The organism is Eubacterium sp. AF19-12LB (assembly GCF_003479125.1).
GTDB classification, from domain to species: domain Bacteria; phylum Bacillota; class Clostridia; order Lachnospirales; family Lachnospiraceae; genus Eubacterium_U; species Eubacterium_U album.
The window spans coordinates 25,079-46,945 of sequence record NZ_QUGP01000007.1 but is presented as its reverse complement, the minus strand read 5'-3'; the positions used below and the strand labels follow the sequence as shown (position 1 = coordinate 46,945).

General features: G+C 36.0%; 16 protein-coding genes. All 16 read right to left on the bottom strand.

Annotation, left to right across the window (positions count from 1 at the left end; all coding sequences use genetic code 11):
• A partial coding sequence (locus DWX29_RS08365; protein ID WP_199663686.1) for a glycoside hydrolase family 16 protein occupies positions 1-2,297 on the bottom strand: 2,297 nt, incomplete at its 3' end.
• A gap of 467 nt (positions 2,298-2,764) precedes the next feature.
• Complete coding sequence (locus tag DWX29_RS08355; protein ID WP_117599154.1) at positions 2,765-4,030, bottom strand: plasmid recombination protein; 1,266 nt, start codon at positions 4,028-4,030, stop codon at positions 2,765-2,767.
• 180 nt (positions 4,031-4,210) lie between these two features.
• A complete protein-coding gene (locus DWX29_RS08350) occupies positions 4,211-5,233 on the bottom strand; it encodes an AAA family ATPase (protein ID WP_173783928.1) in 1,023 nt (340 codons plus the stop codon).
• Positions 5,214-5,405, bottom strand: a complete 192-nt coding sequence (locus tag DWX29_RS12950) for a hypothetical protein (RefSeq protein WP_054325471.1) — start codon at positions 5,403-5,405, stop codon at positions 5,214-5,216. Before DWX29_RS12950 ends, DWX29_RS08350 begins: the two co-directional genes overlap by 20 nt.
• Before the next feature lie 388 nt (positions 5,406-5,793).
• Positions 5,794-6,486: a hypothetical protein gene (locus DWX29_RS08340; RefSeq protein ID WP_054690455.1), complete on the bottom strand. Its 693-nt coding sequence runs from the start codon at positions 6,484-6,486 to the stop codon at positions 5,794-5,796.
• Entirely contained in the window at positions 6,483-7,043 is a 561-nt protein-coding gene (locus DWX29_RS08335) for a sigma-70 family RNA polymerase sigma factor (RefSeq protein ID WP_118565609.1), read from the bottom strand. The genes DWX29_RS08340 and DWX29_RS08335 overlap by 4 nt, the downstream gene beginning before the upstream one ends.
• A 340-nt stretch (positions 7,044-7,383) precedes the next feature.
• Entirely contained in the window at positions 7,384-7,689 is a 306-nt protein-coding gene (locus DWX29_RS08330) for a TnpV protein (protein ID WP_347496384.1), read from the bottom strand.
• Positions 7,686-9,806: a recombinase family protein gene (locus DWX29_RS08325; protein WP_118565608.1), complete on the bottom strand. Its 2,121-nt coding sequence runs from the start codon at positions 9,804-9,806 to the stop codon at positions 7,686-7,688. The genes DWX29_RS08330 and DWX29_RS08325 overlap by 4 nt, the downstream gene beginning before the upstream one ends.
• Positions 9,807-10,277: 471 nt before the next feature.
• Positions 10,278-10,853: a hypothetical protein gene (locus tag DWX29_RS08320; RefSeq protein WP_118565607.1), complete on the bottom strand. Its 576-nt coding sequence runs from the start codon at positions 10,851-10,853 to the stop codon at positions 10,278-10,280.
• 24 nt (positions 10,854-10,877) lie between these two features.
• Positions 10,878-11,948: a hypothetical protein gene (locus tag DWX29_RS08315; RefSeq protein WP_118565606.1), complete on the bottom strand. Its 1,071-nt coding sequence runs from the start codon at positions 11,946-11,948 to the stop codon at positions 10,878-10,880.
• A 461-nt stretch (positions 11,949-12,409) separates the two neighbouring features.
• Positions 12,410-13,255, bottom strand: coding sequence for a MetQ/NlpA family ABC transporter substrate-binding protein (locus DWX29_RS08310; RefSeq protein ID WP_118565605.1), 846 nt, complete (start codon positions 13,253-13,255; stop codon positions 12,410-12,412).
• A 138-nt stretch (positions 13,256-13,393) separates the two neighbouring features.
• Entirely contained in the window at positions 13,394-14,053 is a 660-nt protein-coding gene (locus DWX29_RS08305) for a methionine ABC transporter permease (RefSeq protein ID WP_118565604.1), read from the bottom strand.
• Positions 14,043-15,074: an ATP-binding cassette domain-containing protein gene (locus DWX29_RS08300; RefSeq protein ID WP_022088256.1), complete on the bottom strand. Its 1,032-nt coding sequence runs from the start codon at positions 15,072-15,074 to the stop codon at positions 14,043-14,045. The genes DWX29_RS08305 and DWX29_RS08300 overlap by 11 nt, the downstream gene beginning before the upstream one ends.
• Positions 15,075-15,344: 270 nt before the next feature.
• Entirely contained in the window at positions 15,345-16,256 is a 912-nt protein-coding gene (locus DWX29_RS08295; RefSeq protein ID WP_117910613.1) for a LysR family transcriptional regulator, read from the bottom strand.
• A 138-nt stretch (positions 16,257-16,394) separates the two neighbouring features.
• The gene (locus DWX29_RS08290) at positions 16,395-19,388 is read right to left on the bottom strand and encodes a discoidin domain-containing protein (RefSeq protein ID WP_118565603.1); all 2,994 of its coding nucleotides are present in this window, start codon (positions 19,386-19,388) and stop codon (positions 16,395-16,397) included.
• A gap of 301 nt (positions 19,389-19,689) precedes the next feature.
• Entirely contained in the window at positions 19,690-21,834 is a 2,145-nt protein-coding gene (locus tag DWX29_RS08285) for a hypothetical protein (protein WP_117910611.1), read from the bottom strand.
• Positions 21,835-21,867 lie beyond the last annotated feature (33 nt).

Sequence of the window (21,867 nt, the reverse complement as noted above, 5' to 3'; positions counted from 1 at the left end):
ACTCCATCTATATAAATATTGTATAAATTTCCAACTACATTTCCCCATACTACAGAAATAGTATTATCACTTGGACAATTTACCACCAAACCAAATGGTTTTTCAGGTTTATTACCACTAGTAGTTGTTGTTTCTGCAATTTTTGTAGTCGTTTCAGAAACCTTTGTTGTCTCAGGTGCTTTTGTTGTTATCTCACCTTTTCCTGTAACATTAACTGTACCTGAAATTTTGTCTGATTCGATACCATCCTTTATCGTACACACCTCTACTGTATGGCTTCCTACTGAATATCCTTCAAATCTATATTCTGCACATCCTACAGTTTCTTTTACTTTTACTCCATCTATATAGATATTGTATAAATTTCCAACTACATTTCCCCATACTACAGAAATAGTATTATCACTTGGACAATTTACCACCAAACCAAATGGTTTTTCAGGTTTATTACCACTAGCAGTTGTTGTTTCTGCAATTTTTGTAGTCGTTTCAGAAACCTTTGTTGTCTCCGGTGCTTTTGTTGTTATCTCATCTTTTCCTGTAACATTAACTGTACCTGAAATTTTGTCTGATTCGATACCACCCTTTATCGTACACACCTCTACTGTATGACTTCCTACTGAATATCCTTCAAATCTATATTCTGCACATCCTACAGCTTCTTTTACTTTTACTCCATCTATATAGATATTGTATAAATTTCCAACTACATTTCCCCATACTACAGAAATAGTATTATCACTTGGACAATTTACCACCAAACCAAATGGTTTTTCAGGTTTATTACCACTAGCAGTTGTTGTTTCTGCAATTTTTGTAGTCGTTTCAGAAACCTTTGTTGTCTCCGGTGCTTTTGTTGTTATTTCTCCCGAGCTATCTGAAATAGTAAAATCTGTTACTTTTAAAGTCGTCCCTGCAGCTACTTTTCCAAGTGCAAATATAAGCTCTGCGTTTCCTTTTTCTGATGTTATAGTTCCTGCAAATATGTTTTTGCCATTTGTTAAAGTCTTTCTTTGTAATTCAATTCCATCCGTATCATTTTTAAGCAGAACTTCTGCACCTGCCTTATCAGACTCTATTGAAATGGAATAATTATATGTTTTCCCTGCATTAAGGCTAAGTGCATTTGTCTTTAGTTGTGCTCCCCATTCTTCGCTTGCATTGTTATTGCTTCCAATATAAACTTCCAAATCATTTAAATCTGTTCCGCCCTTATAATAGCCTGATGTGCCTGTCCAAGAGCCTGCGAACAAATAATTCCACTGCCCTATATTATGCATATTACCATCATTATTAATTGAAGTCATACTTGAAAATCTGTTAGTTGTAGTTTCAGGCTGAGCAATGCCTTCTTTTTTATTCTTAATTGAAAATGAAGCATCATTTCCCTGAAAAACTCTTACATAATCAACATACATTGTAGCATTTGTAAAATTTGCACTTACAGTCTGATTCAAAGTAAATGGTGAACTATTGCTTCCTAATGCCAAATTTAAAATAATAAAATGGTCTCTCTGAAACTCATCCATTTGTTCACTTGAAATATTCATTGTCTGATAGCAAATACCATCAACATACCATTTCATACAATCCTCATACCATTCAATTGCATATGTATGCCAATTTTCAATTGTATCTATTGCTCCAAAACTGTTTGTTGTCTCACTACCCGCATAAACATGTTCATAATTAGTTGTACTTGGATTCCAATGTAGTGTACCAATTACCTGCGTTTCTGCATTTCTATGTTCCATAATATCAATTTCACCGCATGACGGCCATGGTGACGCACCATATGCGCCATTCCAATTATTACCACTCGCATTATAATTTTGACCTAACATCCAGAATGCCGGCCATACACCACTCTGGCTTCCATTTTCAACACGAAGCTTTGTTTCTATTCTTCCAAATTTACAATATTGTTTATTCTGAGTCTGAATACGTCCTGATGTATATTCACTTCCCTCTTTCTGTGCCTTTATTGCAAGTGCTCTTCCGTCACTCGAACCCGAATCAGAAGATAAATCTGCAATGTAAACGTTATTCGTGCTATCCGTATAGCGCTGTAATTCATTATTTCCCCATCCATTGCTACCATGTCCAATATCATAATTCCATACACTTGTATCCGGTGCCTGACCAACAGTCTGATTAAATTCATCACTCCACACTAATTTCCATGAATTTGAACCCTGATTTGAATTAACTGCTGCATCTGCATTAGAAGGTGTAAATACAATCCCTGATGTAACTAAAGCAACAGCTGTTATAAATGCAATTCCTTTTTTAAACATATTAAATAATCCTTTCTTTTTTATTTGTAAATCGTATAAACCATTTTAATTTTACCACTAAACCATTTAAAATAAAGTATCTTTATTTTATAAAAGCTACATTTTTTATAGCAACGAGCCACGTTCTAAAACAAAACCCCTCGGGAACGAGTTTGTCAAGATGATTTTTGTAAGTTTTCTAAATTCAAATATTTATCTGCTGAAAAAACGCCTAACATCTCGTGTCGGCATATTTCTTGAAACACCGTATTCAAAGGCTTCTTCGCACTTTCCGATTGCTTCACATTGACAATAAAAGTTGTTTTGCCTATTCGCGTTGTATAAGATAAAGTGTTTTCTTTCATATAGTCCGTTTCTCCTTTTCATAAATTGACTGTGGGGCATTCCGTTTGGAACACCCCACAAATACAGCCTGTTTCATCGGAACATATCAAGAAGTCATTAAGTCGTGAGTATAATGGAAATGGTTATCTTTCCATACCACGCTTGTTTCTTCGTGCCTTAATACGCTCTTGTCTTTCTTTTTCCCTCGCTTCTTTTTCGGCTCGTTCCTGTGCTTCCTTAAAAGAAAAAAGTTGCTTCACTTTTTCGGTAAAAAGTTTAGCAACTTCGGGGAAATGCTCCAACGCTTCAAGAAAAGGTCTGCACTTTTCTTTCAGTTCGTTGTATTTGGTTTTCATTCTCTCCAATGCGTTTGCACTGTCAAAATATTTCTGTCGGTAATAATTTGCACTCTGCTCCAACTTATTGATTTCCGCACGACTGGTAATTCCCTCTTTTGCAAGGGCAGTCAGTTGTGAGTAGTCCTCTTTGGATATTGCCATCTTGCCCGTAAAGGTTTTCTGTCCCATACCGTCAATCTCGTTTAAGGTCTTTGAGATATGACGGGCAGGCTCATATTTAACCTGTTCCTTTTGAATACGCTTCTGCAACTTCTCCAATCGTTCTTTGTCCTGTTGGATTTGATATTGCAGGGAAGTTAAATGCTCTGCTGTACTTCCGTATTCGCCACGCTGAAAGCCTTTGAACCCTCGTTCCGTCATATAATTAAACAGTTCATCTTGCAGTATGCTGTACGAAGCTCGAAACATCGGCTTGCCGTTCTTCTTTAACAATGGATTTCCTTTTTCATCGGTCATTGGAATATCCGATTTCCATTTCTTTGAATGGCTTATCTGATTAACCACTTCCTTGACCGTTCCTCGCAGTTCGGGGTTTTTACAACGCTTACTCCATAAGATTTCTTTCTCCACAACAGGCAGAACCATTGCGTGAAGATGATAATGGTAAACCTCTTTTCCCAGTTCCTCGGTTGCGGCTACATTGATTTCATCAGCGTGCATTACTGCCGATATAACATTATCAGCACCGAATTTTTCTTCGATGAAATGATAGGCTTCTTCATAAAACTGCTTTGCATATTCATAACCACCGTTACGCTCGAAGTACATCGTATTCACATCAATCACAATCTCATTGAAAAGGGTAGCGTCTTTCCTCAGTCCACGAAGCGATACTAACCCGTCTGTTTCCATCTGCTTTAACTGCTCCATATAGGTTGGGACAGTCGGTTTTTTGAAATGCACATTAAGGGCTATGCGTTCCGTAATCACATTCATATTTTCATAGGTTTCATTCTTGCGTTCATTGTGCCTTTCCGCCTTGCTCACATCAAAAGCGGTGTACTGTTTTACCCTTGCACAACTCATATCCGCCTTATTGGTTTTTGCCATTTTTCTCTCCTTTCCAGACAGGGCGAAGCCATTACACAACATTCTCTGAATGTGTGTAACCCACTATGACACTTTCAGACTTCGTCTGCAAAGATGTCGTGGGCAAGGGTGTTCCCCCTTGACCTCCTTTTGATACCTCCATCATAAAAACAGACTGTCCCGCCATCAGACAGCCTGCTTTTATTCTCTCGGTATATCGCCCATCGGCAAAGACCAGTACCACAGAAAGCCTTGTTTTCGGGAGATAACTCCTGCTTTCTTCTTTGCCTTTTTGATGGTCGATTTTTTGAACCCAGCGGCTTCAAGTCTTTCTTCGCAATCCGAAGAAAGCATTTCTCCGTCTTTCAGCATTTCCAAAAGAAATTCTTTCGCCTTGATTTCCTTTTCGTTCGGTCTGCCCATTTTGGGTGCGAGGGATTGGAACGCTTCTTCTGCTGTCATTTCCATTTCAGAGATAAAGTCCACTCCCTTTTCTGCCACCTCAAAAAGAATTGCCGAGCCTGTCGGGGCAAGGTTAGATTTCACTTGCACCATATATCGTTCCGCTGGTGCTTCTTTGTTCGGTGTGCGTGTGATTGCAAGAATACTTCTTGCAGCACCCGCAATATCAATCGAACCGTTGGTGCGATAAAGAGGATTTATATCTCTCATCTTGTTCATATGGGCGATAATCACGATGGCACAGCCAGTATTTTTTGCAACTGCAATCAAGTGATTAAACTCTGCCCTTGTTTCGTTGGCATTGTTCATTGAACAGTTCTCTCCGATATAGGAACTCATCGGGTCAAGAATTAAAAGTTTTGCGTGATACTTTTCGATTGCTTCAGCAATACGGTTATCTCCAAAGGATAAAGACTTTTCATCTTCCTTGATGAAGATAAGGTTTTCTCCGTTCCCACCGGCAGAGTTAAATCGGGGTACTACCGTATCGTCTGCATCATCTTCCGTTGTCTGATAGATGATAGTCATAGGCTCATTTTCTTCCGTTTCAGTAAAAGGCAGAGGTTCGCCCTTAGAGAGCAGTGCGGCGATTGACAGCATTAACTTGCTTTTTCCATCGCCCGGATCGCCCTGCAACAGCGTAACCTTGCCGTACGGAATATACGGATACCACAGCCATTTCACTTCCTTCGGCTCAATCTCACTTGCCTTAATAACTTCGAGAGGGACATTTACATTCATTTCATTTTCCATTTGCTTCATTTTTCTTCGTTCTCCTTTTCGATAAATACTTAGGGCAAAGCACCACGATACAACGGAAACTCTGCTTGCAGTCATTACTGCATTTTCTGCAAAGTTCGTTGTAGGTAATGCGATTTCTTTCGTTCAGAAACAATGCCCAATCTTGTTTCCGTTTCTTACTCATTCTCGGCATATCAATCCTCCTTTCCGTCTGAAAATAAAAAAACCACAGGAAAGATACTCAGAGCCTTGTTTCTGTCATTTTTCGGGGCGAAAATCGGGCAAAATTGCCTTTCTAAGCCTTTCAAAAAAATCACGCAAGGTATTTGTACTAACCTGTGGTTATGTATGAAATTGTAGGGTTTGGGGCAACAAAAAACACCGTATTTCTACGATGTTTTCTGTCATTCAAGTAGCAAAAAACGTGACCACTAAAATTATAATCATAAGAACAGGCAAAAAGCGAAGATACCGTTCTAATAGAGCTTTTTAGACTTGTTTTTTGGGGCTTTATATTACTTTCCCTATTTTTTAAGGGTATAGGGTGTTACATCAAGTTCTTAGTATATGAAATTTGCAGATTATTCTTGGATTTGGCTCAAATCAAATGCACCGTTCTCAATCAACTTCAAAATTGTGTCTGCCAAGTTGTTTTTTACAGTTTCACTTTCATTTTCAACGCCAGAATACTCTACATAAATAGTGTTCTCTCCCATATCAAAGGTTGCATAATATATTACGGTTTTGACACCTTGACTATTTGACTTTGTTACGAAATATCCTGCGTTGATATCAACGCCGTCTACACTTGAAGTGATTGTATTTCCATCAATGATAGTATCTAATAGATTTACACCCTGTTTAGAAACTACCATTCTTGTATCATCAATTTTTCCCTCAAAACCCAGAATATTATGATTGTCAGCATCAAAATAAGCATCTGCGGTAACAGGCAAGTCTGCAAAAAGCATTTCAATTTCAGCATCGCTCAAAGGTCTTGTTGTTACATTTAAGTTAATTGAAGATTGTGATAAGTCATTTTTAACAAAAGTAATTGTTTCTCCATCATTCAGCGTGGCAATATCGTTTTTTGTACCAAACAGATTGCTTTGAAAAACTCCCACTCCAATCACAGCAACGAGTACGAAGCAAGCTGCAACAGACACCCATTTTTGCCGATTAGTTATTTTACTTGTTTTTTTCATAGGTTCAGCCTCCTTAATATACTGATTATCGACATTTCCCAATGCCCTTAAAAGTTTCTTTTCTTTCATACAGAGATACCTTCTTTCTCTAACAATTTTTTGAGTTCGTTCCTTGAACGAAATAATGACATCTTGATTTTGCTCTCGCTCATACCATATTCCGTTGCAATTTCTTTAATGGGCGATAAATACCAATATCTTCTCATAAAGATTTTTCGCTGTTCTAATGACAGGGAAGAAAGAAAGCGGTTGAGAATATCCGTTAGAGCGATTTCTTCAACAATGTTTTCTGTACTATCCAACGATGGTATGCACTCTTGTATTTCATCAAAAACCAATGGCATTTGCCCACCATTACGTTTCTTTGCATTAAGCAGTTCGTACCTGTCCAAAGATAGGTTGCGAGTAATCTTCCCTAAAAAAGTTTTTAGGACAGATGGACGGTTAGGCGGTATGCTGTTCCAAGCTCTTAAATAAGTATCATTTACACATTCCTCGCTATCTTCGTCATTGTAAAGAATATTAAAGGCTATGTATCTGCAATACTTTCCGTATTTTTTTGAAGTTTCGGATATAGCAGCTTCGGAGCGCTCCCAATATAAATCTAATATCTGCTTATCATCCATAGGCTTCTCCTCCTTTCCCTTGTATTAAGGCCTTTCACCCTAATAAACGGGAAAAATGTGTCAAGCGTCACTTAAATTCAAAAAATATTTATTCAAAGATTAGCTTTCATTTTTTGAAAGAATATAATAAAACAGCAAAAGGCTTACACCTACAAGTCTCTTAATATTCAATGCGGAAAATTACAATTCATCACTCTCATTTTAACACATCATACCATCTTTATGAACTTTCAATTTAACCACTTCCATTACACTCACGACTTAATGACTTCTTGAATACTTCCCGAAAAAGAAAACTGCCATCAGTAAAGACAGCAGTTCCTTTTCGGCTGGTATGCTATTAGGAATACACAATATCGTTCAATACAATCTCATCTGCACAGGCTCGGATATTATTCATCAATCCGACCCATCTCATCATATCCTCCGCTTTCAGTTGTTCCGTCACACCTTGTTTTCTTGCCATTTCCTTTATCAGATACTCCGCCATATTACACGCCGAAGTATCAATTTCAGCAAGGTGTTCATATAACTTTCCGCTTGTAAGCAGATTGCAATATAAGACTTTCCTATGCTCCCTCAAATATCTTTCCCTCATTCTTCCGTATTTTGTGAGCGTAGGCGGTTCTTCGTTTTCTATCGTCAAGCAGGGATAGTAATAATCTCCGATGAGTTCGTACTGGATACCAGTTCTTTCGTCTGTAATAAATCTTTGCATTCTGATTTCTCCTTCTGCTTCTTGTGATAAAATTCCAAAGACTTCTCGTTATGGTTTATCTTTTGACATTCTTCGGAACAGAATTTCTGCTGACTGTGTGTAGGCCAGTAGGTACTGCCACACACAGCACAGACACGCTGACGATAATAATGATTTCCTTTTTCAGCTTCTCTGTCGGCTTTTGTCTTGTCCTGCCTTGCCTGATAGCAACAATCTTTTGAACAGAATATCTGTCGGTTACTTGTAGGCACAAACTCTTTTTGACAGTGAGGACATATCTTTGTCTTGACGATTTCTCCACCGTTTTCAGCGAGTTTTTTCGCCTTTCGCTTCTCTCGGTAGGCTTTTTCACGCTCACGCTGTTTTGCCAAGCGTTCCATCTCAATCTGTTCTTCCTGTGCCTTTATTTCAGCAAGTTCTTCTTCTGTATAGGCAATATCGACCTGCCCGACATAGTTGAAGTAAATATCAACCTTTTGTGTCCTTGCTTTTCCCACACCCTCTGCTTCATAAACCACAATCTTGTCAATGAGTTCAGCAAACATCAAATCGGAAATTTCTGTCGGCTCTTTGCACTTGCGAATTAAAGAAATGAAATGCTTAATATCAACAGCATTTACTTTTTCTTCGGTAAGTTCCTTTTCCATTTCCTCAATCTTCGTTTCCAGCTCAGCCTGTTCGTCATCGTACTGCTTCATCAGTTGCTTATACTGTCTTTCGGGCAGTAATCCCGAAACAAGATTTTCATACAAGCCACGAATAAGTTTAGACAATTCATCGTATCGCTTCTGAAAACGGTGCAATTCCGATTTATTGTGCTTTGGCTTTTCTGTCTGCTTTTCATTCCAAAGTGCTTGAAGTTCCTTTGCAAAGGCTTCTTCGTCATTCAGAACAAATCTTGATAATCGTTTGACAGCCGATAATATCAAGGCTTCAACATTATCAGCACTAATTGAATGGGCAGAGCAGGAGTTTACTTTGCTTGCATATCCGCCGCAACGGTAAGAATACTGCACCGAACGGTCTTTTTTACTGTAATGCGTTTGCAGGGTCATTCTTCTGCCACAATCCGCACAGTACAGATAACCGCTTAAACGGTTGCTATGCGTTCCTCTTGCCGCTGTCCTGTTCGCTCGTTTCTTTCGCTTCTGAACGCTGTCCCAAAGTTCCTGCGAGATGATAGGCTCGTGCGTATTATAAAATACATACTGTTCATCTTCATCGGTATTCTTTCTTTTGTGCAGTTTGAAATTGGTGCTGACCGATTTACGCAAAACAGTATGACCGAGATATTCCTGTCTGCTTAAAATCGCTCTTATGGTTGACATTCCCCAAAGATACGGGTCTGAAAACTTTGTTCCGTTATACTGTTCGGGGTGATATTCCTTTGCTTGTGCAGCCGGAATTAAAACCTTTTCTTCGGTAAGCAATTCAGCGATTGCTCTCGGACTTTTGCCCTCGTTGGCAAGCAAAAAGATACGCTTTACCACCGCAGAAGCCACAGGGTCAACGACAAGCGTTTGTTTGTCGGTTGCTAATCGGTTATATCCATAGGGAATTGAACCGCTACAACGCTTTCCGTCTTTCATACGGGCGTCAAACACAGCCTTGATTTTATTGCTTGTGTCTTTTGCGTACCATTCGTTCATTATATTCAAAAATGGGGCAAAGTCATTGTCAGAAGCATTATTGCTGTCGATACTGTTATTTATCGCAAGGAAACGGACATCTTTCTGTGGGAACAGAACTTCCGTATAAAAACCGACTTGCAGATAGTTTCGCCCTAATCGGCTCATATCCTTAACAATAATCGTTGCGACATTTCCTGCTTCTACTTCCTTAATCAACTCCTGAAAACTCGGACGATTGAAATTTACACCCGAAAAACCATCGTCAGTAAAATGACGGATATTCGTAAAACCATTTCTTCGGGCGTAATCTTCCAAGTATTGCTTTTGATTGGTGATTGAATTTGACTCACCATTAAGATCATCATCTCTCGACAAACGCTCATAGAGTGCTGTAATCTTTGAACTCCTTGACATTCTCTTATCCTCCTTTCCTTATGTAATCCGATTTAGCATTACAGGGATTACTCCCTCTGCTAATAGGAGAAAATAGGGGTACAAAGCGGAACTGTTTTTCAAGAAAATCAAAATATTTTTTTGAAGTTCCAAGACCGATTTTGATAGCCTATTTTCAATTTAGAAACGCATTATTTATCGTCCTACTAAAGTATAGCCCTCTGGTGTAAGCTTGCTTACAAACCAGAGGGGTTTTGTTTTAGAATATGGCGACTGCCTAAACGAAATAGATGCGCAGCATCTATGAGTTGGCTCGTTGCTATGTTGCTTTTCGTTTTCTAATACGACACTGCCTAAACTAGTTTGTCATTTTTAAATAAAAAAGGTTCATTGAAATTTTGTTTAGTCTCTCAAAAGTCAGACTTAAAAATCTAACTTTTCGTAAGCTATACAATTCATTGAACTTTTTTATTATTATTTTGTTTTATTTCTTTATTTTACTTTCTTTATTTTGGACCATTTTCCATAAAGATTTACACCATTTTCTTTTCTATATCCTCGAACTTTTACATAATAAATTTTTTTATTTTTTATGTTTTTAATTGTAAAATTAATTTTATTTATATTTAAAGTTCTTGTTGCTTTCGCCTTAAATTTCTTTGATGTTGATATTTTTATCTGATATCCATTAACACTCTTTAAGACTTTAAGCTTAATCGATATTTTATTTGATGCTTTCTTTTTTATTTTTTTAATTTTGGTTCTTTTAATAGTTGCATTAACACATTTCTCATCAGATATAACAACTGTTGTTACATTAGTTTCTTCTTTTTGCTGTGTCGTTACTTTTTGTGTTGTCTTTTCTGTTTCTTTCTGTGTATCTGATTCATAATTAAGTGCTGTTGTTGTAAATTCGTTCTGCCATGGGAAAGTTCCTTCATCACCATTCTTTTCTGTTTTAACTATTTCCCCGGCTCTTGCATTTGCAGAATACAACAATCCGCTTCCCATTATCACTGCCATAGCCAATAAAACCCATACATATGTTTTTTTACTAATATTACTCATGTCTTTCACCACTTAAAAGTCTGATTATATATTCTTAACTTTCTTTACCTTACTCCATTTTCCATATACTTTCTTTCCATCTACAATCACATATGTTCTTGCCTTAACAAAATACTTCTTACCGGCTTTCAATTTTTTAACAACTGCCTTTGCCTTTTTTGTGTTTATTGTAACAGTTGTTTTCTTTTTAAATTTTTTGTTTAAAGAAACCTTTACCTGATAACCATTTACTCCCGCAACTTTTTTAAGTTTAACTGTTGCTTTTTTTGCTGATTTTTTCTTAATTGCTTTTTTGATTACAGGTGCTGTCTGATTATTTACTGTATATACATTTGCTCCACCAATCGTAGTCTCTGTTGCTGTTGCTGTAGAAATTGCAGAAGTTCCACCTACACTTGTTGGCTGTGCATTTGAGTTATTATTTGTTGTTGCATTCTGTGTTGTTGTTTCGTTCTGATTTGTAGTTATTCCCGGTGTTTTTTTTGTTGTAGTTGTCTCAAGCGCCTTTGTTGTTGTAGTTGTCTCAGGCGCCTTTGTTGTAGTTGTCTCAGGTGCCTTCGTTGTTGTACTTGTCTCAGGCGCCTTTGTTGTTGTTTCAGGTGCTTTTGTTGTTGTCGTCTCTGGTACTGTTGTTGTTTCAGGTGCTTTTGTTGTTGTCGTCTCAGGTGCTTTTGTTGTTGTTTCCTGTGCCTTTGTTGTCGTCTCTGGTGCTTTTGTTGTTGTCGTCTCAGGTGCCTTCGTTGTTGTAGTTATCTCAGGCGCCTTTGTTGTAGTTGTCTCCTGATGCGATGTTGTAAAAATATCTTCTCCCCAATTATCGCCATTTCCTTTTGTTGTAACATCTACAGTTGTCGTCTCAGGTGCAGTTGTTGTGAATTCATCATTCCATGGGAATGTTCCTTCATCTCCATTGTTTTCAGTCTCACCTGCATAAAATTCTGCCTCCCAAGGAAGTGTCCCCTGGTCTCCATTAACTTCAGATGTAGTTCCCTCTGCATATGTAACCTTATGTCCAAATCCACACATTACTGTTCCAACTAATGCAGTTGAACAAATTACCGCCATAACTTTTTTCCATGCGATTTTTGAAATCATTATTAATACCTCTCTTCTTCCACATAATTATTTTTTATTCTAACATTTATCGCTATAATATTCAACGAAATTTGATTTGGATGGTTGGATGTTGGATGGTTGGATGTTGGATGGTTGGTTTTATGGTTGTAGATTGTGATTTGTAAACTAATATATGGACATATGTTGGTTTGTATATTGTAGATATATTAATTTGTGGGTTCACTTGTTATTTTTATACTTATTTGCCCTACAAAACTTGTTTTTTCCTATTCTGTAGAGCTTCATGGCTTCCTGTAATTCATTTTATAATTACTTCTTTATGATTTCATTTCATTCTTTTCAAAACAAAAATAGGTAAAGGATTTAATTATTAAACAAATCAATATCTAATCCTCTACCTACTTTATTTTATTAAAAGTATAACTCTAAATTTCTGATTATATCTTCATATGACACCATATCATTCTAATATTATATGATTATTCCCCATCGTATGCAATAACAGCGCCCTGATATTTTTCTTCAATAAACTGCTTGATTTCATCTGATTTCAAAACATCAACCAATGCTTTAATCTTTTCGCTATCTTCATTTCCTTCTTTTACGGCTATTACATTTACATAAGTTTTAGCTGCTTCTGAGTCTGATTTTTCATAAGCTAATGCATCTTTGCTTACTGTGTAATTTGCCTCAAGTGCATAATTTCCGTTTAATACTACAAATGCTGTTTCATCTACAACTCTTGGTACCTGTGCTGCTTCTAATTCTACAATTTCAACATCATACGGATTTTCAACAATATTGTTTACTGTAGCTTTTATGCCTGCTCCATCTTTTAATTTAATTATGCCATTATCCTGTAATAATAAAAGCGCTCTTGCTTCATTTGTTGTGTCATTAGGAACTGCAATCTTGTCACCTTTAGCAATATCCTTTAAATCTTTTTTTGTTCCCGGATAAATTCCAAATGGTTCATAATGAATCTTTCCTGCAATTGCAAGATGTGTTCCTTTTTCTTCATTGAACTGCTCTAAATAAGGAATATGCTGAAAATAGTTTGCATCAAATTCTCCACTTTCTACTACGTTATTTGGCTGAACATAATCATCAAATACTTTTACCTCTAATGTGTAACCCTTCTTTTCAAGCAAAGACTTTGCCTCTTCTAGAATCTCTGCGTGAGGTGTTGCTGAAGCTGCAACTGTTATCTTTTTATCATCACTTGCCTTTGCTGAATCTTTACTATCACTCTTTGCTCCGCATCCTGTTAATGCTCCTACTGCTAAAATTCCTGTTAATACTACTGCTAAAATTTTCTTTCTCATATATTTTTCCTCCTATTCTCAAACTTAAAAGTTATTAACTATTTGTTATTTAAAATTTGTTTATATTAATTAATTTTGCAAAATTGTTTAAGTTATTAATTTATTTTTACTAATTAGTTTTTTATTTTATATTTTTGTCTATTTTCTTTTATCAAGTCTTGATGCAACTACCATTCCTACTGACTGAAACACCTGCACAAGAACTACTAATAACACAACTGTTACAATCATTATTGCTGAATCATATCTGTAATATCCATATCGAATTGCAATATCACCAAGGCCTCCGCCTCCGACAGTTCCTGCCATCGCCGAATAGCCAAGAATTGTTCCTATTGCAATTGTTGCTCCTGTTATAAGTGATGTTCTTGATTCTAAAATCATCACCTTGACAACTATGGTAAAATCATTTGCTCCCATAGCTCTTGCCGCTTCTATAACTCCATAATCTACTTCCTTTAATGAAGATTCAACCATTCGGGCTATAAATGGGATTGCTGCTACTACCAACGGTACAACTGTTGCCGACGAGCCATAACTCTGTCCCACAATTAATTTTGTTAATGGAATTACTAAAATTAACAAAATAAGAAAAGGAATACTTCTTACAATATTTGCTATTATGTCTATCACTTTATATGCAGCTCTATTTGGTTTAAGCCCATCTTTGTCAAATACTGCTAACAACACCCCCATCGGCAGTCCAAATAAATATCCAACGGCTGTAGACAACAATGTCATATAAAGCGTTTCCAATATTCCATTCAAAATCATATTGTTTACTTCACTACTCCACATAATTGTCCACCTCCTCTATCTCTAAACCTCTTTCTATCAAATATTCTTTCATCTTTTCTACATTATTGCTATCTTCCTGAAATCCTAATATCATTTCTCCTTTAGCAACTCCACCAACATTTTTAGTATTGGCTTTGAGAATATTTACCGGTTCATTAAATTGTAAAATCATATTTGCAATTACAGGTTCAAATGATGAATTCTCTGAAAATACAATTCTTACATTCTTCCCTTTGCTGATTTTTGCTGCCACCTTTCCTGTATTTTCAATATCATTTCCCAAATCTCTGCTAATAAGTTCTCTCGCTACATCTGATTTAGGGTGTGTAAATATTTCTGATACTTTTCCATCCTCAACAACTTCCCCTGACTTCATAATTGCTACATGCGAACAAATCTCTCTGACTACTGACATCTGATGTGTAATAATTACAATCGTTATTCCAAATTTCTGATTTATCTCTTTAAGCAAATCGAGTATTGATGCTGTTGTCTGCGGATCTAATGCACTTGTAGCCTCATCGCAAAGAAGAATTTTAGGATTTGATGCTAATGCTCTTGCAATTGCAACTCTCTGTTTTTGTCCTCCTGAAAGCTGAGCCGGATATGCTTTTGCCTTATCACTAAGTCCTACAATTTCAAGTAATTCTTTTGCTCTTTTTCTAGCCTCTGTCTTTTTCTTCCCATGTATATAAAGTGGAAAGCATATATTTTCAAGAACACTCTTTTGCATAAGCAAATTAAAATGTTGAAATATCATTCCGATATCTTCTCTTTGCTTTCTAAGTTCTTTCTTAGAAAAACTACCAAGTTCTTTTCCTTTAATAAAAATTTTTCCCTCTGTTGGTTCTTCCAAATAATTAATACATCTTACTAATGTACTTTTTCCTGCACCGGACATACCAATGATTCCATATATATCTCCCTGCTCTATTGATAAATTTACATTTTTCAAAGCCTGAACATTTCCATCTTTTGTAGAATATGTTTTACTTACATTTTGAATTAATATTTCTGACATGCCCTCACCTCATTTCCATTTTCAATCTAATCAGCATATATACATTTTTCTGTATCTAATCAACTTGTTTTATTAATATAATTAAATTAGCACTTTCTATGTACTTTTTTAACTTTATTAAGCTATTATATATTGTGACTTAATTTTCTTTGTTTCAATTGTTTTATTCCTTATGTTTTCAAAGTATAACACCTTAGTAGAAATTGTGCTAATCGAAAAAAAATACAGCTTGTTATAGGTTTTGTCTATAGCAAGCTGTATTTAATCATGTTATTCTAATGCTTTATCTTTAAATTTACTTATTTCTTCCAAATATTTCCTTCCCAAAGGACTTACCGTTACTCCTTTTCTTACGATATAGCCTATAGTCATTATTTCATCTGACTTTAACTTTACCGCACAATACTCTTCTCCATTTAATTCCTCACAGATAATTCCTGAGCATAGTGTATATCCATTAAGCCCAACCATAAGATTAAGAAATGTTGCTCTGTCATTCGCCTTAATAAGCCTTTTATAACTATAAGTACTTAATACTTCTTCTGCAAAATAAAACGAATTATTTTTTCCCTGGTCAAATGATAAGCATGGATATTCTTCAAGTTCTTCAAGCGTAACCTCTTTTTTATTTGCCAATGGATGATTTTTCCACAAATATGCATATATATGACACTTTAATATTTCATGAAATTCAACACCTGATTCCTTAAAAAGCTTAGTTAACACTTTTTTATTAAAATCATTTATATATAAAATACCGATTTCACTTTTGAAATTTTTTACATCTTCAATTACATCATAAGTTTTCGTTTCATGAACTTCAAACTCGTATTCATCCATACCAAACTGCTTTACCATTTCCACAAATGCACTTACTGCAAATGTGTAATGTTGCATTGATACACTGAATTTTTTCTTTGATTCTTTTTTATCAATATACTTATTTTCTATTAAATTGTATTGTTCAACTACCTGTCTGGCGTATCCTATGAATTCCTCTCCCTCCGGAGTAACAGATATTCCTCTATTAGTTCTTCTAAATATTTCTATTCCGGCTTCTTCTTCTAATTCTTTAATAGCCGCAGAAAGACTAGGCTGTGATATGAACAGATTTCTAGCCGCTTCATTCATTGAGTCTGAATTAGCAACTGTTATTGCATATCTTAACTGTGTTAAAGTCATAACTCCTCCTACTTTATCAAGTTTCTTTTTTCAATGACTTCATTTTAACATATTTTTTCCTTATGATTCCATACAATTAATAAAGCTACCGACAGAAACTCTGCCGATAGCTTTATAGTTTAATGAAATATTTAGAAATTAATTGTTTTTAACTTTAACAACTTTGCTCCACTTGCCATATACTTTGCTTCCACTTACTTTCTTGTAAGCTCTTGCTTTTACGTAATATGTCTTGTTAGCTTTTAATTTCTTAACTGTTACTTTAACGCTCTTAGCATTAACTGTAACTGTTGTCTTCTTATCAAATTTCTTGCTTGTTGATACCTTAACCTGATATCCTGCTGCTCCATTTACCTTCTTAAGTTCAATTGAAGCTTTCTTTGCTGATTTCTTCTTTGTAGCTTTCTTAATAGCAACTTTCTTAACTGTTACTTTTGCTGGTGCTACTGTTGTAGCAGGAGCTGTTGTTGTTGGTGCTACTGTTGTTGGTGCAGCTGTTGTTGTTGGTGCTGCTGTTGTTTCAGGAATATCTTCAATTACACCTTCTGCTGTAATTTCTGTATCTTCCTTGATTTCAATCTTGTATGTTCCATCTTCTGATGCAACTACTTCTACACCATTAGCTTTAACAACCGGCTTACTATCCTTTGTGTATCCTGCTGCTAATTCAAGTTTAACTGTATATTCTGTTCCGTATACAACACTTGCTTCATATTCTGTTGTTAATGTGTAACCTGTTCCATTTGTTAATGTAACATTTAACTTTCTACCTGTTGCAACTTCTACTTCTGTATCTTCAGATGCTTTATAGTTCTTGCTGTCAGCATATCTTACATAATACTTTCCTGCTTTTACATTTGCAATTTCTGTTTCTGTAACTGCTGTATATTCTTCTTCACCTTCAGCTCTATATTCCATTTCATCTGTAACGCCTGTAATCTTACCATCAGCATTTTCTTCTAATGTAGATGCAACTGATTCAATTCCTTCAGGTGCAGTTCTGTCTGCTTTAGTAATTTCAAATTTAACTGTCTTTGTTGTTGCCTTAGCTTTGTTATCATCACTCCAGTAATAATTGTCAGCATCTTTTAATGTAAGTTCAACATCATATGTTCCTACATCAACTCCACCTTCATTCTTTGTTACTGTGTAATCATCTGTATCTTCAATATCTGCTACAACTGTTTCACCTGTATATGTCTTACTTTCAATTACAGGTGCATCAACTGGAGTTTTTGTTGTATAAACTTTAGCATCATCAACTGTTACATTTAAGCCTACACCGATTTCATTAATTACATAACCCCATCCGTTGCTACCGCCTGAAACAGAAATCTTAACGTATCTTACTCCTGCTTCTGTGTAATCACTTAATTTATCTAAATTAATAATATTTAAGTCAGCTGTTCCTGCATTGTCTTTCTTACATGAATAACCATTATTTTCTGCTACAGTTGTATAGTTTTCACCATCTAATGAAAGTTCAACCTTAGTATCTGCTGCATATGTTCTTGGATTAGAATATCCTAATATTAATTTTTCAAACTGTGATGGAAGATACGCATCTCCTAAATCAAGTACAACACTTGCTTCTTCTCCTGCAGCTGTTCTAATTGCAGCGCCACTATCTTCACCACTTGCAATGTTTCCATCAATTGCAACGCCTGCATTTTCAAGTGTATATCCGTCATTGTAATATGATGAAATGTCTATTATCTTAGCTTCAGGATTATTATTAGTGTTTGCAATATTATTTGCTCCTGTAACTAATTCAGAGATATCTGTAACTTTTACTGTTTCTGTTGCTTCAATCACATCTGAAACATCCATATCATCACATACGGCTCTTGCTGTAATTGTATATTCACCTGCATCAACACCTGTTGCTGTGTATGACTTTCCGGCTTCAACATTATCACCAATTACCTTGTCACCTGCATATACCATATATTTATATCCTGCTTCAACCTGACCTTCTGCTGCTTCAACAGAATATGTAATAGAATTGTATGCATCAGATGTTGCTGTAACTCCTGCAGGAGCAGATGCCTTTTCCATTTCTACAGGTCCCTGTGGATTTTCTGAGAATACAGCAATTTCTGTAATCTGTGTTCCCCAGTTAACTGCCTGATTTACATTTATTCTTACTTTTCTAACATTTCCCTTAAGGCTATCTTTGTCAAGTACCTTAGCGACCATGTACTGAGAGCCATCTTTCTGGTCTGTAGATGCTCCTGCCGGGTATTCTGTTACAGATGCAACCGTCTTAAATGTTGTATCCCCGAACTGAATATCGAATCCGTTTGCCGGATATAATTCTGCCTGACCATTTCTAAACCATACTACTACTTCATCAATACTTGAAGCTGCATATGATTGTCCTAAATCTACTTCAAAATATCCCGGTGTTTTAACACCAACATAATTACCATTCCACTTATCCCAAATACCATCTGTAAGTGTTGTTGAATCATTGTTACCTTCTTTATAATTACTTACTGATGATGATTTCTGATATGCAAGGTTTCTATCTGTTGTAAGCCATCTTACTTCATCACTAACCGTTGCCTCTTCAACAGTAACATCTGTTACAGTAAATGTCTGTCCCGCCTTAACTACGCCACTAAGATCTTTAGTAACCTTAATCTGTCCGTTTTCATCAGCTATTGTCGTTTCTTCCCATGAATTTTCTGTTCCATCAACTGTATACTTAATATTATATTTATAGAACTTTCCACCTTCTAAATTACCAAAAACCTTTTCAAGCTGTAGTCCCCAAGCCTGGGCTGCAGTATTTATAACATATACAGATACTGTTTTCTGTCCATCAGCTCCATCTTTAGCTGCTGCTGAAACTCCTGACCATGAATTGCCTGAATACAGATTCCATTCTGAACCATCTACATCATTCTTGTCTCCAACTTTGTAGATTAAATTCTCTCCCAATGGATTCCATCCTTCATTAAGTAAGGTATATCCTTCAGGAACAGCTACTTCTCCATCCAATAAAGCAATTCCATATTGATCTGCCGCACTAACATTCTTTACCTGATAGCCTGTAGCGCTTGTAACAACCATTGCTGCCACAAGACCATATGAGCAGGCTAACTTAATTCCTTTCCTAATTTTCATTTTATTGTCTCCCTTCATAATGTGCTACACATTTATTATGTGCCCCAATGTTGTTTTAAATTTTATCATAATTATGTGCACATTTCAACAATATCACAGTTTAAAAAACATTTTTATTGTGCACATTGCACAACGTATTTAATTTTCTTATATTTGTTATTTTATTGTGCAAAATACACAAGTACTGAACATTTTATGACTATTTTAAGCCATTTTATTTACTTTTTTCACAAATAAAAATAGTTCAAAAAAAAGGAGAGTAGTAAAAACTACTCTCCTAAATTAGTTTGGTTGTATTAAATTACTTGTTAGCTATTTTTATTACTTTACTCCATTTACCATATACTTTGCTTCCACTTACTTTCTTGTAAGCTCTTGCTTTTACGTAATATGTCTTGTTAGCTTTTAATTTCTTAACTGTTACTTTTACGCTCTTTGCATTAACTGTAACTGTTGTCTTCTTAGCAAATTTCTTGCTTGTTGATACCTTAACCTGATATCCTGCTACTCCACTTACTTTCTTAAGTACAATTGAAGCTTTCTTTGCTGATTTCTTCTTTGTAGCTTTCTTAATAGCAACTTTCTTAACTGTTACTTTTGCTGGTGCTACTGTTGTAGCAGGAGCTGTTGTTGTTGGTGCTACTGTTGTAGTTGTTGCTGTTTTTGCAGTTGTTGCTGTTTTTGCAGTTGTTGTTTCAGCTGACTTTGTAGTTGTTTCTTCCTGAGCCTTTGTTGTCTCAGGAGCTTCTGTTGTTGTTTCTGTATTTTCTGTTGTTGTTTCAGGGTCTGAAATTTTTGTAATTTCAGGTGCAAAGAATTCGATTGGATTTGTTAAACCTACCCAGCCCATTCCTACTACGAATTCTCCTGTTCCAGATTCTGTTGCTGTAAATTCTCCGGTTAATACCTGTTCTCCACCTACTAATGCAATCTGTGCTTCATTATTTGTTACTAAAACTTTTCCGTCATTTGATTCTGCATTTATCTTCCATGAGATTGAGTATTTTGCTCCCGGTACAAGTCCGCTAAATTCTTTCTTAACCTGTAAGCCCCATGCCTGACCCCAGTTACTTGTCTTCTGCTGAACTTTGATGTGATCTGCGTCTTCTGCATCTACACCTGCAACTGCTGTTGAACCATTCCATGACTGACCAACATAAATTGTATATCCGCCTAATTCACGATCTCCATCTGCATTGAATTCTTGATCCATTGTTATTTCAACAGGTTCCTGCTTTTCTGTTGTTGTTTCAGCTGCTTCTGTTGTTGTTTCAACTGCTTCTGTTGTTGTCTCTGTACTTTCTGTTGTTGTTTCAGCTGCTTCTGTTGTTGTTTCTGTACTTTCTGTTGTTGTTTCAGCTGCTTCTGTTGTTGTTTCAACTGCTTCTGTTGTTGTTTCTGTACTTTCTGTTGTTGGTTCTGTCTCTCCATCCTTTGTAAATGTCATAGTAAATGTCAACTGTGAATTAGCTACAGCATTTCCTAAATTCATAAAGATTACAGGATAATCTGCCTTTGAAACATAATCTAAATTCAATTCATGTGTTCCTTCTTCAAATGTAACATCATTATTTGCTCCGTTTAACTGAAGGTTAGCTCCAAATGTAGCTGTAGAAGTATAAGCAACTTTAACCTTATAATTTACTCCATCTCCACTTGCTTCTAATGGTCCAAATACCTGTTTATCTGCAGGAACTCTTGCCTGTGTATTCCAGTCTCCACCGCCTGCTTCTAAAAATTTAAAGTCAGCTGTTACAGCATTCTTAGTTGCTGTTCCTTTATATTTCATGCTGCCAACAGTAAATACCTGCCATGGCAATGATGTTGTCCACTTACCCTTTGCTGATGAATAGTATCCTTCTGCATCTGCCTGCTGCTCTGTCGTTGTTTCAATTTCTGTTGCTTCTGTACATGTAATTCCTCCAAAATCAAGTACTGTTCCAGATGGAATTCCGCTCAATTCAAGTACCATTCCTGTTGATTCTGAAGTTGCTTTAAACTGAACTGTAACTTCATTTTCACCTTCTTTAATTTCAATACCTGTCTTTATTACTTCAGGTGTCTCAATTTTTTCATAAAGAGTTCCTGCCTGAGATGCTTTAACTTTTAATTTTAAATCATATGTAGTATCTTTTGTTAATCCTGTAACAGTGTGCTTAGCCTGTAATTTCCAACAGCCTGAGTTACCATCTGATGAAATAACCTTTAAGCTTAAGTCGTCAACTGTACTTCCTGCATAAGCCATTTCTCCTGTATTTGATCCCCATTTACCTGCATATAAAGTCCAATCACCTACAGTTACAGTCTTGTCGTCACCTATAGTTGTGTAATCACTCTCTTCATATGCACTTACCTGCAACACCTGATAAGCAGATACGCTTGAAAATACCATTGCTGTTGCACACGCATATGCCAATACCTTTCTTGAAATCTTATTAAATTTCATTTTATTCTCCTTTCAATATTCTGGTTATAAAAA

What these genes read in the sequence shown, in the direction of transcription:
- DWX29_RS08355 (WP_117599154.1), bottom strand. Translation starts at nt 4,030, where the DNA reads ATGGCAAAAACCAATAAGGCGGATATGAGTTGTGCAAGGGTAAAACAG.
- DWX29_RS08350 (WP_173783928.1), bottom strand. Translation starts at nt 5,233, where the DNA reads ATGAAGCAAATGGAAAATGAAATGAATGTAAATGTCCCTCTCGAAGTT.
- DWX29_RS12950 (WP_054325471.1), bottom strand. Translation starts at nt 5,405, where the DNA reads ATGCCGAGAATGAGTAAGAAACGGAAACAAGATTGGGCATTGTTTCTG.
- DWX29_RS08340 (WP_054690455.1), bottom strand. Translation starts at nt 6,486, where the DNA reads ATGAAAGAAAAGAAACTTTTAAGGGCATTGGGAAATGTCGATAATCAG.
- DWX29_RS08335 (WP_118565609.1), bottom strand. Translation starts at nt 7,043, where the DNA reads ATGGATGATAAGCAGATATTAGATTTATATTGGGAGCGCTCCGAAGCT.
- DWX29_RS08325 (WP_118565608.1), bottom strand. Translation starts at nt 9,806, where the DNA reads ATGTCAAGGAGTTCAAAGATTACAGCACTCTATGAGCGTTTGTCGAGA.
- DWX29_RS08320 (WP_118565607.1), bottom strand. Translation starts at nt 10,853, where the DNA reads ATGAGTAATATTAGTAAAAAAACATATGTATGGGTTTTATTGGCTATG.
- DWX29_RS08315 (WP_118565606.1), bottom strand. Translation starts at nt 11,948, where the DNA reads ATGATTTCAAAAATCGCATGGAAAAAAGTTATGGCGGTAATTTGTTCA.
- DWX29_RS08310 (WP_118565605.1), bottom strand. Translation starts at nt 13,255, where the DNA reads ATGAGAAAGAAAATTTTAGCAGTAGTATTAACAGGAATTTTAGCAGTA.
- DWX29_RS08305 (WP_118565604.1), bottom strand. Translation starts at nt 14,053, where the DNA reads ATGTGGAGTAGTGAAGTAAACAATATGATTTTGAATGGAATATTGGAA.
- DWX29_RS08300 (WP_022088256.1), bottom strand. Translation starts at nt 15,074, where the DNA reads ATGTCAGAAATATTAATTCAAAATGTAAGTAAAACATATTCTACAAAA.
- DWX29_RS08295 (WP_117910613.1), bottom strand. Translation starts at nt 16,256, where the DNA reads ATGACTTTAACACAGTTAAGATATGCAATAACAGTTGCTAATTCAGAC.
- DWX29_RS08290 (WP_118565603.1), bottom strand. Translation starts at nt 19,388, where the DNA reads ATGAAAATTAGGAAAGGAATTAAGTTAGCCTGCTCATATGGTCTTGTG.
- DWX29_RS08285 (WP_117910611.1), bottom strand. Translation starts at nt 21,834, where the DNA reads ATGAAATTTAATAAGATTTCAAGAAAGGTATTGGCATATGCGTGTGCA.